Source organism: Cupriavidus sp. 05T41, assembly GCF_056396525.1.
Window position 1 is genome coordinate 1 of sequence record NZ_JBFTLQ010000147.1, and the last position, 10,387, is coordinate 10,387.

The 10,387-nt window shown below is 68.5% G+C and carries 14 protein-coding genes, 1 pseudogene and 1 riboswitch; of the genes and pseudogenes, 3 read left to right on the top strand and 12 right to left on the bottom strand.

Annotated features, from left to right (window positions below; all coding sequences use genetic code 11):
• A partial coding sequence (locus tag AC1DKV_RS39200; RefSeq protein ID WP_477139598.1) for a hypothetical protein occupies positions 1 to 201 on the top strand: 201 nt, incomplete at its 5' end.
• A gap of 650 nt (positions 202 to 851) precedes the next feature.
• Here the strand turns inward: AC1DKV_RS39200 and AC1DKV_RS39205 are convergent.
• From AC1DKV_RS39205 to ahcY, 5 genes are all read right to left on the bottom strand, one after another.
• On the bottom strand, positions 852 to 1,631 hold the full coding sequence (locus AC1DKV_RS39205; RefSeq protein ID WP_477139599.1) for a Mut7-C RNAse domain-containing protein: 780 nt from the start codon (positions 1,629 to 1,631) through the stop codon (positions 852 to 854).
• A 28-nt stretch (positions 1,632 to 1,659) separates the two neighbouring features.
• Entirely contained in the window at positions 1,660 to 2,022 is a 363-nt protein-coding gene (locus AC1DKV_RS39210; RefSeq protein ID WP_477139600.1) for a TfoX/Sxy family protein, read from the bottom strand.
• Between the two features lie 4 nt (positions 2,023 to 2,026).
• Complete coding sequence (gene metF / locus AC1DKV_RS39215; RefSeq protein WP_477139601.1) at positions 2,027 to 2,857, bottom strand: methylenetetrahydrofolate reductase [NAD(P)H]; 831 nt, start codon at positions 2,855 to 2,857, stop codon at positions 2,027 to 2,029.
• Positions 2,858 to 3,033: 176 nt separating this feature from the next.
• Positions 3,034 to 3,387, bottom strand: coding sequence for a phage holin family protein (locus AC1DKV_RS39220; protein WP_441617543.1), 354 nt, complete (start codon positions 3,385 to 3,387; stop codon positions 3,034 to 3,036).
• A gap of 120 nt (positions 3,388 to 3,507) precedes the next feature.
• Entirely contained in the window at positions 3,508 to 4,926 is a 1,419-nt protein-coding gene (gene ahcY, locus AC1DKV_RS39225) for an adenosylhomocysteinase (protein ID WP_477139602.1), read from the bottom strand.
• 126 nt (positions 4,927 to 5,052) lie between these two features.
• A riboswitch (S-adenosyl-L-homocysteine riboswitch) is annotated at positions 5,053 to 5,149 on the bottom strand.
• Positions 5,150 to 5,239: 90 nt separating this feature from the next.
• Here ahcY and thiD point away from each other — a divergent pair.
• On the top strand, positions 5,240 to 6,070 hold the full coding sequence (gene thiD, locus AC1DKV_RS39230; RefSeq protein WP_477139603.1) for a bifunctional hydroxymethylpyrimidine kinase/phosphomethylpyrimidine kinase: 831 nt from the start codon (positions 5,240 to 5,242) through the stop codon (positions 6,068 to 6,070).
• Between the two features lie 133 nt (positions 6,071 to 6,203).
• Positions 6,204 to 6,644: a PGDYG domain-containing protein gene (locus AC1DKV_RS39235; RefSeq protein ID WP_441650367.1), complete on the top strand. Its 441-nt coding sequence runs from the start codon at positions 6,204 to 6,206 to the stop codon at positions 6,642 to 6,644.
• Positions 6,645 to 6,660: 16 nt separating this feature from the next.
• Here AC1DKV_RS39235 and AC1DKV_RS39240 read toward each other — a convergent pair whose 3' ends face one another.
• From AC1DKV_RS39240 to AC1DKV_RS39270, 7 genes and pseudogenes are all read right to left on the bottom strand, one after another.
• A complete protein-coding gene (locus AC1DKV_RS39240) occupies positions 6,661 to 7,107 on the bottom strand; it encodes a PaaI family thioesterase (protein WP_441650366.1) in 447 nt (148 codons plus the stop codon).
• Between the two features lie 19 nt (positions 7,108 to 7,126).
• Positions 7,127 to 7,240 carry a biotin/lipoyl-containing protein gene (locus AC1DKV_RS39245; RefSeq protein ID WP_441650365.1) on the bottom strand — a complete coding sequence of 38 codons (114 nt, stop codon included), beginning with the start codon at positions 7,238 to 7,240 and terminating at the stop codon, positions 7,127 to 7,129.
• Between the two features lie 11 nt (positions 7,241 to 7,251).
• Positions 7,252 to 7,548: pseudogene (locus AC1DKV_RS39250) on the bottom strand (hypothetical protein); the annotation flags it as partial.
• Between the two features lie 108 nt (positions 7,549 to 7,656).
• Complete coding sequence (locus tag AC1DKV_RS39255) at positions 7,657 to 8,796, bottom strand: thiamine phosphate synthase (RefSeq protein WP_477139604.1); 1,140 nt, start codon at positions 8,794 to 8,796, stop codon at positions 7,657 to 7,659.
• A complete protein-coding gene (locus AC1DKV_RS39260; protein ID WP_441650364.1) occupies positions 8,793 to 9,641 on the bottom strand; it encodes a thiazole synthase in 849 nt (282 codons plus the stop codon). The genes AC1DKV_RS39255 and AC1DKV_RS39260 overlap by 4 nt, the downstream gene beginning before the upstream one ends.
• Positions 9,642 to 9,647: 6 nt before the next feature.
• A complete protein-coding gene (gene thiS, locus AC1DKV_RS39265) occupies positions 9,648 to 9,845 on the bottom strand; it encodes a sulfur carrier protein ThiS (protein ID WP_441617530.1) in 198 nt (65 codons plus the stop codon).
• Positions 9,846 to 9,856: 11 nt separating this feature from the next.
• The coding region (locus tag AC1DKV_RS39270; protein WP_477139605.1) for an FAD-dependent oxidoreductase at positions 9,857 to 10,387 on the bottom strand (531 nt) is incomplete at its 5' end.

Below are 10,387 nucleotides of genomic sequence, written 5' to 3' on the forward strand. Positions count from 1 at the left end.
GCACATGTAAGTGTCACTTTTCTTTTCTCGAAAAGAAAAGTAACCAAAAGAAAGCGATTCTTGCAGAAGGCTGGGCGCTCAGACTTCTCGTCTGAGGCTGGTTTCGTGGTGGGCGCGTTGGCTTTGATTGGGCTGCTGACGCTACCGGCGCTGGCCGCGCTGCCATGCTGGATGTGGCCGTTTCACATTACGGCTCCATGATGGCTTAGGCCCAGGCCATTCGGGCATCTGCCGTTACCGGCTCGGGCGGCCACGATATAGCATTCTCGTGTTTTCGTGGTGGGCGTGGTGGACCGGGGCGCGGGTGTGCTGGGTTACTTCTCAAGCCGGTGCCCTTGGGCAGGGACCTGTCAGGAGCCACCGGGCACCGAGCTCAAATAGGGGCCACCGTGCCCACCACGAAACCAGCGCCATTCCTATGCCGCACCMATCCACCCCGGTCGCGGCAGCAGCCTGAACCACMTGGGCTTTCGCCATCATGCAGCGCCACCACGAATCGGACACCACCCGCKATGCCGCAGGCGAGCAAACCGGTAGCGCCAGCAGYCYCATSGRAGCCAACGCGCCCACCACGAAACCACCACCACCCATAAAGTCTGAGCGCCCAGCCTTCTGCAAGAATCGCTTTCTTTTGGTTACTTTTCTTTTCGAGAAAAGAAAAGTGACACTTACATGTGTGCGAACGGGCTACCAAGCCCGCGCCGCTAGGCCCACAGAAGCAGGCGCACTTGCATGCGCCTGAATGACCCAAAAGGCCCAGGCCGCTAGGCCCACAGCCGCGAACACAATCTCATGCGTCTGAACAGCCAATCAAGCCCGGGCCGCTAGGCCCCAAAAAGCAACCATACCAATCACCCCTTCCACAACAAATCATCCACCACCCCCCGCATCCGCCGCCAATGCGACCCCTCCCAAAACACCCTCTGGCAGCAATCGCAAGTAGCAAACCGCTCCTGTCTCGCCAACACGCCAGCCGGCACGCGTCCGGCCATCACCGCCACCTCGGCCTTGTCGATGCGCCGCAACGGCACGTTGCAGTCAAGACATAGCGAAAACGGCCGCGCACTACGCGCCAGGTCGAGCMGCGCGAAGATCTCGTGCAATTGCGGCAGCGCCTTGATGGCGCGCACGTAGCAGCCATGGGTGACACCGCGCCGCTTGAGCAGCTCGCGGTCGCGCGTGAGCACGATGCGGCCCTCGCGCAGGGCGATGGCCTCGATCTCGGCGTCGGCGAAATGGTTGTCGTAGAGGGTATCGAAGCCGGTCAGGCGCAGCAGGTGCGCCAGCCCGCCGAGATGCGCATCGGCCACGAAGCGCGTCTCGCGCAAGGGCGCGGTGCGCACGCGCAGCAGCGGCGTGACGTCGAAGGTTTCGAAGCGGGGATAGACAGCCACGCGGTCGCCGTCCTCCAGCGTCCGCTCGAAGGCGCTCGATTCGCCGTTGACCAGGATCAGCTCGACCTCGGTATGCGGCACGCCCAGCGCCTCGATCATGTGCTTGACGGTGGCGGCGCGCGCGCAGGCGCAAGCACGGTCCACGCCGCGCTGCGCGCGCGGCAGGAAGTCGTTCAGTTCCTCGTAGAAACGGAACGTGGCGGTGACGGCGGTGGCTTCGGCGGCGGTTGTGGCCATATGCCAGTTTAGGCCATCGCCGGGCCGCTCAGCGCGCCTGGTTGGCCAGCCGCAGCGTGGACTCCACCGACAGCCGCGCCCAGGCGGTCATCTCCTCGGCGGATTCCAGGCAGGCCGGCGGCAGGCTCAGGTAATGGCGCATGGTGACTTCGCGCCCGGCACTGCTGTACCGGAACGGCTCGCCGCCCTCGGCCTCGAAGCGCGCGCGGGTCTGGTCGTCGGTCTTGAGCCAGCAGCGCCCGCCCGACACCAGMGCGAACATCAGGCCGTCGTAGTACAGGCCGTGGCCGCCGAACATGCKGCGCGCGCCGATCGGGCCGATGCGCGCCGCCAGCGGGCCCATCAGCTCGAGCAGGTGGTCGATGAAGGGATCCGGGCGGCGCGCCGGCATGGCGTCAGAGCTTGAGGCGCTGCCAGATGGCCTTGGTCGCGCCGGCCGAGTTGAGCGTATAGAAATGCAGCCCCGGCACGCCGGCGGCCAGCAGGCGCTCGCACAGCGCGGTGACCACGTCCAGGCCGAAGGCGCGGATCGATTCGCGGTCGTCGCCGAAGCCCTCCAGGCGCCTGGCTATCCAGCGCGGCACTTCGGCRCCGCACATCTCCGARAARCGCATCAGTTGCGAGGARTTSGTGATCGGCATGATGCCCGGCACGATCGGCACTTCCACGCCCATGGCGCGCACGTCGTCGACGAAGCGGAAATAGGCGTCGGCGTTGAAGAAGTACTGGGTGATGGCCGAATCGGCGCCGGCCTTGACCTTGCGCACGAAGTTCTCGAGATCGACGCGCGGCGACTTGGCCTGCGGGTGGTACTCCGGATAGGCCGCCACTTCGATATTGAACCAGTCGCCGGTTTCGGCGCGGATGAACTCCACCAGCTCGTTGGCAAAGCGGAACTCGCCGATCTCGCCCATGCCCGAGGGCATGTCGCCGCGCAGCGCCACGATATGGCGGATGCCGCCGTCGCGGTACGTCTGCAGGACCTGGCGGATGCTCTCGCGCGAGGAACCCACGCACGACAGGTGCGGCGCGGCCTCGATGCCTTMGCGCTGGATTTCCAGCACGGCATCCAGCGTGCCCTGCTGGGTGGTGCCGCCGGCGCCGAACGTCACCGAGATGTACTTGGGATGCAAGGGAGCCAGCTGCGCACGCGTGTTGCGCAGCTTCTCGGCGCCCTCGGCAGTCTTGGGCGGGAAAAACTCGAAGCTGAAGTAGCGGTCTTGCATGATGGTGGCGCGCCGCGTGTGGCGCGGCGCGCTGGAAAGTTGGTTTTGATCCCCCGTCTGCGCGAGACGGTTGCCTCGAAATGAAGCGTAGCGGTCCTGGGCCAGGCGCGGCCGCGGACAGTCGGGCGGTAAGGCAAGGCCGCGCGACAACGCCAGGAGCTGTACGGTGCGGCCCCTCAGGCGTTGCGGCGCTCGCCCAGCAGCACGCTCGACAGCAGCCAGGAAATCACGCTGTACAGGATGGAGCCGAGCAGGGCCGCGCCGAAGCCCGTGACCACGAAGCCGGAAAGCAGCTTGCCCACGAACAGGAACAGCAGCGCGTTGATCACGAAGATGAACAAGCCGAGCGTGAGCAGCGTCACCGGCAGCGTGAGGATGACCAGGATCGGCCGGATCAGGGTGTTGACCAGCCCCAGCACCAGCGCGGCGATCATGGCCGAGCCGAAGCCGCCCAGGTGAATCCCGCTGATCAGGTTGCCCACCAGGAACAGCGCGGCGGCGTTGATGATCCAGACGGCCAGCAATCTCATGACGACTCCTTCGCTCGGGTCAGACGGACAAACGACAGACAGATCCACGACAGACAGGCACGGGATACCGCGACGCGCGCGGCCAGGGCTGCCAGCCGGCCGCCCTGGCCGCGACCGCGATCAATAACGGTAGTGGTCGGCCTTGTACGGGCCTTGCTTCTTCACGCCGATATAGGCAGCCTGCTCCTCGGTCAGCTCGGACAGCTGCGCGTTGAGCTTCTTGAGCTGCAGGCGCGCGACCTTCTCGTCCAGGTGCTTGGGCAGCGTGTAGACGCCCACCGGGTACTTGCCGCTATCGCGTTCCTGCCACAGCTCGATCTGGGCGATGGTCTGGTTGGCGAAGGAGCTGCTCATCACGTAGGACGGGTGGCCCGTGCCGCAGCCCAGGTTCACCAGGCGGCCCTTGGCGAGGATGATGATCTTCTTGCCATCCGGGAAKATCACGTGGTCGACCTGCGGCTTGATCTCGTCCCACTCGTACTTTTCCAGCGAGGCGATCTCGATCTCGTTGTCGAAGTGGCCGATGTTGCAGACGATGGCCTGGTCMTTCATCCTGGCCATGTGGTCATGCGTGATGACATGGTAGTTGCCGGTGCAGGTGACGAAGATGTCGCCGTGCTCGGCGGCGTAGTCCATGGTCACCACGCGGTAGCCTTCCATCGCGGCCTGCAGCGCGCAGATCGGGTCGATCTCGGTCACCCACACCTGCGCCGACAGCGCGCGCAGCGCCTGCGCGCTGCCCTTGCCCACGTCGCCGTAGCCGGCCACCACGGCGACCTTGCCGGCGATCATCACGTCGGTGGCGCGCTTGATGCCGTCCACCAGCGATTCGCGGCAGCCGTACAGGTTGTCGAACTTGCTCTTGGTCACCGAGTCGTTGACGTTGATGGCCGGGAAGCGCAGCTCGCCCTTTTGCGCCATCTGGTACAGGCGGTGCACGCCGGTGGTGGTTTCCTCGGTCACGCCCTTGATGGCGTCCAGGTTGCGGCTGTACCAGCTCGGGTCCTTGGCCAGCTTTTCCTTGATGGCGGCGAACAGGAAGGTTTCTTCCTCGCTGCCCGGCTTGGCGATCAGCGAGGCATCCTTCTCGGCGCGCGCGCCCAGGTGCAGCAGCAGCGTGGCGTCGCCGCCGTCGTCCAGGATCATGTTGGGGGTGCCGCCGTCCTTCCAGTCGAAGATGCGGTGGGTGAAGTCCCAGTATTCCTTGAGCGACTCGCCCTTGAAGGCGAACACCGGCGTGCCCGACGCGGCGATGGCGGCGGCGGCGTGGTCCTGGGTGGAGAAGATGTTGCACGAAGCCCAGCGCACGTCGGCGCCGAGGGCAACCAGCGTCTCGATCAGCACGGCGGTCTGGATGGTCATGTGCAGCGAGCCGGCGATGCGCGCGCCCTTGAGCGGCTGCTGGGCGGCGAACTCGTCGCGGATGGCCATCAGGCCCGGCATCTCGGTCTCGGCGATGGCGATTTCCTTGCGGCCCCAGCCGGCCAGGCCGATGTCTGCGACCAGGTAATCGTTCTTCAGGTCAGTCACTGCGTTCATGTTTCACTCCGGTGAAGAGTGGCGCGACGGTGACGAGTGCGGGGGGATATGCGGCCGCGCCGGCATTCCGGACGAAACAGGAATGCCAAGCGGGCGGATAGGTCGACTCGCCTCCGTGGGACCACGGATCAGCGAGCGCCGTTGAGACAGTCCGAGCCTGGCGAATGGCTTACCGGCCCATTGGGGCACAATGACCACATTCGTTGCAACGCTCCTCGGAGTGGCGGTATTGTAGCCTGCCCGGCGGCGCTGCGCACCGCCGCCAGCTCGATTTTTTCTTTGCCGCTTCCCCGCKGCCTGCCCCGTACCGTACATGACCCAGACGACACACCGCCCTCCGCGCACCCTGACCATCGCCGGCTCCGATTMCGGCGGCGGCGCCGGCATCCAGGCCGACCTCAAGACCTTTTCCGCGCTGGGCTGCTTCGGCATGAGCGCCATCACCGCCATCACCGCCCAGAACACCCTCGGCGTCACCGGCGTGCATGCGATCCCCGCCGACATGGTGGCGGCCCAGATCGACGCGGTTGCCAGCGATATCGGCGTGGACGCGGCCAAGACCGGCATGCTGGGCACGGCCGCCATCGTCGAGGCGGTGGCCGCCGCGGTGGACCGCCACGGCATCCGCCAGCTGGTGGTGGACCCGGTGATGATCTCCACCTCCGGCGCCACGCTGGCCGACGACGCCACCAGCCAGGCCATGGTGCGCCTGCTGTTCCCGCGTGCCGTGCTGGTCACGCCCAACCTGCCCGAGGCCTCCTGGCTGCTGGGCCGCAAGATCAGCCGCCGCGGCGAGATGGAGCAGGCCGCACGCGACCTGCTGGCGCTGGGCTGCCGCGCGGTGCTGCTCAAGGGCGGCCACCTGGACCCGGCCGACGCCGGCCTGGACGACCTGCTGATGACGGCCGAAGGCACGGTGCGCGTGTTCTCCCACCCGCGCGTCGACACGCGCAACCTGCATGGCACCGGCTGCACGCTGGCGGCCGCGGTGGCGGCACAGCTGGCGCGCGGCGACGCGCTGGAAGACGCCGTCGATGCGGCGCTCGACTACGTGGCAGAAGCCATCGTCGCCGGCGCCGACCTGGAACTGGGCGCCGGCAACGGCCCGCTCAACCATGCCTTCGCGCCGCGCGTGATGGGCTGAGCGCGCAGTTCGACTTCTGACGGACCGCGCCGGACGGAAACCGGGAAAAACAGCGGGCGGCGGTATGATCGGACACTTCATTGTCCGGCCATCCGCCGCCCGTTTTCATTTTCCCGACTTCCTCTTGCCAGCCATGTCCGCCCTGACCCAGATCGACCTGCGCACCGATCCCGCCGCCGCGCCTTACCAGAAGCACGAAGTCGTGCAGGTGGCCTTCGCCGCCGCGCCCGGGGAACTCATCAGCCTGGAAGGCCCCAACCGCTACCAGCCGGGCGATGCCGTCGTCACCGGCTCCACCGGCGACCGCTGGGTGGTTTCCCGMGACCGTTTCGACGCCAAGTACGAGCCGCTGCAGGCCGGCACGCACGGGCAGGACGGCGACTACCGCAACAAGCCGGGCGTGGTGCTGGCCAGGCGCATGGCAGATGCGTTCAGCATTGCGCGCTGTGCCGGTGGCGACGTGCTGCATGGCGCGGCCGGGGACTGGCTGATGCAGTATGCGCCGGGAGACTATGGCATCGTGCAGCAGGCGCGCTTCGCCCAGGTCTACCGGCCGGCGCAAGGCCAGGCCTGAAGCCCGGGGCGCGGCCCTAGTTGCCGCCGCTGCTCAGCGGCACCAGCTTGAATGCCGCGCGCGCCACGCAGACGACCTCGCCCTGCGCGTTCTTCACCTCCCCCTCGCAGAAGGCGATGCGCGCGCCGCGCCGCATGCAGCGCGCTTCCAGGTACAGTTCGCCGCGCGCGGCCGAGAGGAAGTGCGTGGACATGTCGATGGTGATCACGCCGGTTTCCAGCGGCGCATGCGAGCGCGCCGCGCCGCTGAGCGTGAAGTCCAGCGTGGCCATCAAGGTGCCGCCGTGCACATCGCCACGGCTGTTGACCAGCGCCGGGCCGACCGGCAGGCGCGTGCGGCACAGGCCCTCCTCGATATGCACCGGCTGCAGTCCAAGGTGGCGCATCAGCGGCACATCGATGCCGAAATAGGGCTTATCCGGGGTGCCGGGCGCCACCGGGACGATCTGTGCGGGACTTTCCAAAACGTTGTTCCTTTCGCGTTCAATGATTCGAGTTCGACGACCACCCGGCCTCGGCAACGGCATCGCCGGCCTGCACCAGGATGGCCTTGACCACGCCAGCATAGTCGGATTCGAGCGGKATCTTCATTTTCATGGACCCTGCCATCATGACGGCGTCGCCGGCCGCAATGGTAGCGCCAACTTAGGTGTGGATGGCGCGGACGGCGGCTTCACGCGGAAGTGCTCGGTGTCCTCGTACGCGATGCGCTGCACGCCGTCGGCGCCGAGGCTATAGATCCACGCGTCGGGGTAGGCCATCAGGATCGGCGAGTGCGTGGCGATGACGAACTGCGAGTCGTCGCGCGCGAGATCGTGGATGCGCGCCAGCGCCGCCAGTTGCCGCTGCGGCGAGAGCGCAGCGTCGGGTGCGTCGAGCAGGTAGAGCCCGTTGCCGCGAAAGCGAGGCGTGCCCGGCTTTCTCGGGCGCCTGCCCTTCCGCCGTTTCCCTTCTCCCGGCACGCCTCTCCCGCATGCGGGAGAAGCGCGCGGACCGCCGGTTCGCCAGGTGCTTCAGGCGGCGGGGAACATGCCCAGCAGGTGCTTCACCGCGGCGGGCACGTCGGCCGCCTCGGTGATGGCGCGCACCACCGCCGCGCTGCCGACGCCGACGGCCAGCACTTGCGGCAGGCGCGCGGCATMGACGCCGCCGATGCCCACCAGCGACGGGATCACCGGCTGCATCAGCTTCGCGTAGGCGTGGAAGCGGCCCAGCCCCTGCGGCGCGGTCGGCATGACCTTGGTGGTGGTGGGGAAGATCGCGCCCAGCGCGAGGTAGCTCGKGCCGATGGTGGCCACGCGCAGCATCTCGGCATAGCCGTGGGTGGACACGCCGAGGCGCAGGCCGGAGGCGCGCAGCGCGTCGAGGTCGGCCTCATCGAGGTCTTCCTGGCCGAGGTGGATGCCGTAGATGCCGCTGCGCGCGCTGTCGCTGCCGAAGCTGGCGTGCAGGTCGATGGCGGCGCGCCAGTGGTCGTTGATGAACAGCCGCGAGGCGCTGCCGCGCGCGGCACCCGCCGCGCGTGCGATCTCGGCGCGCACGGCCTGCGCGTCGTCCGACTTGAAGCGCAGCTGCACCGTGGGCACGCCGTGCGGCACCAGGCGCTCGATCCATTCGGCGCTGGGCACCACCGCGTACAKGCCCAGCGGCGGGCACGGCGCGAAGGGCTGGGCGCGCTGCTCGGGCGGCACCAGCGCGGCATGGCGCACCTGCGGGAAGCGCGCGAAATCCGCCGGCCACTMGAGCGAATCCGCCTGCCAGGCGCGGGCCAGGCAGAGCGCGTCGTGCGCGGGGAAATGCAGCGCCAGGCAGGCCAGCAGCACGGCGGTAAAKGCCGGCGGATGCGCGGTGTCGCTGTCGGCATGGGCGCTAAAGACCCAGGTGCCCATCGGCGAGCGCACGGTGTCGATCCAGCGGCCGCCTTCGCGCTCGCTMTCGATGGCGATCGCGCCGGCGGCGGCGATGCGCCCGAGCGCGTCGGCATCGGCCTCGCMGTCGGACAGCACCACGTCGGCGTGGCCGAGCGCCCCGGCGCCGGGCCGCGCCCAGGCGGACCAGCCCTTGTCGCTGGTGCCGAAGCTGGCGCCGTAGCGCGCCAGCAGCGTGTCGCGCAGCGCCGTGTCGACGGCGGCTTTCACGGCAGCGTGACTCATGCGCGGTCCTCCACGCCTTCGGCGTGCCAGAACGGCATGCCGACCACCGGCGTGCTGGCCTGGGCGATCTCGCGCTCGGGCATGGGGCCGGCCAGGTAGGCGGTGCGGCCGGCGTCGACCGCCAGCGCGAAGGCGCGCGCCATATTGACCGGATAGGCGGCCTGCGCCACCGCGGTGTTCAGCAATACGCCGTCGTAGCCCCACTCCAGCACCTGGGCCGCGTGCGACGGCAGGCCGAGGCCGGCGTCGACGATCAGCGGGGTGTCGGGCAGGCGTTCGCGCAGCACGCGCATGGCGTGCGGGTTGACCACGCCCTTGCCGGTGCCGATCGGCGCGCCCCAGGGCATCAGCGCCTGGCAGCCCACGTCGAGCAGGCGACGGCACAGCACGAGGTCCTCGGTGCAGTAGGGCAGCACCTTGAAGCCTTCCTTGATCAGCGTCTCGGCTACCGCGGGCAGGTTGAGCGTGTCCGGCTGCAGCGTGTAGTCGTCGCCCACCAGCTCGAGCTTGATCCAGTCGGTCTCGAACACTTCGCGCGCCATCATGGCGGTGGTGATGACTTCCTGCGGTGCCATGCAGCCGGCGGTATTCGGCAGCACCGGCACGTTGAGCGCCTTGAGCATCTGCCAGAAGGACTGGCCGCCCTCGCCGTCGCCCACCGCGCCCTGGCGGCGCAGCGCCACGGTCAGCATGGCGGGCCGCGACGCTTCCACGGCGGCCTGCAGGGTGGCGGGAGACGGGTAGCGCGCGGTGCCCAGCAGCAGGCGCGAGGTGAACGATTCGCCGTACAGCACGAAGGGATCGCCGAGCAGGTCGCGGCGGGGATCGGTGGTATCGAATGTCATGTTGGTTCAGCCTCCMGTCACGGGTTGCACGAGGTCGATGCGGTCGCCGGCGGCGAGCGCGGTGGCGGCATGCGCGGCGCGCGGCACGAACTGGCCGTTGAGCGCGGCGGCAAACGGCGGCGCGATGCCGGCGCCGGCCACCGCGTCGGCCAGCGTGGCGTTCTCGGCAAGGGCCAGCGGGCGGCCGTTGAGCAGGATTTCCATAGTCTGTCTGTTCAGTGCAGGACAGGCGCGCCGGCGACGGTCTCGAGCGCCGGGCCGATCATCCCCGGCCAGCGCAGCGCGGCGGGCACGGCGTGGGCGGCGGGATCGCCGCTGAGCAACGCGCGCACCACCTGGCAGGCGGCCTCGGTCACCGCCGGCGCGATCAGGAAACCGTGCCGGTACAGGCCGTTGAGGCGCACCACGCGGGCATGCTGGTCGACCCGGATGGCGGGCAGGTGGTCCGGCCGCGTGGGCCGGCGCTGCACGTTGAGTTCGAGCACGCGCGCTTCGCCAAAGGCCGGATGCAGCGAGTAAGCCGCCGACAGCAACTCCAGCGCGGAGCGCACGCTCATCGGCGAATCKTCCTCGCTTTYGAGTTCGGTGGCGCCGATCACGTAGAGGTCGTTGGGCTTGGGCGCGATATAGATCGGGTAGCGCGGATGCAGCAGGCGCACCGGGCGGTGCAGCTTGACCTCGGGCGCGTGCACGCGCACCACCTCGCCGCGCAAGCCGCGCAGGCCGGGCATGGTGCCGCGCGCGGC

Bases quoted from the DNA above. Each gene is read 5' to 3' on its own strand.
- AC1DKV_RS39220 (WP_441617543.1), bottom strand. From the start codon at position 3,387: ATGAGATTGCTGGCCGTCTGGATCATCAACGCCGCCGCGCTGTTCCTG.
- AC1DKV_RS39260 (WP_441650364.1), bottom strand. From the start codon at position 9,641: ATGACATTCGATACCACCGATCCCCGCCGCGACCTGCTCGGCGATCCC.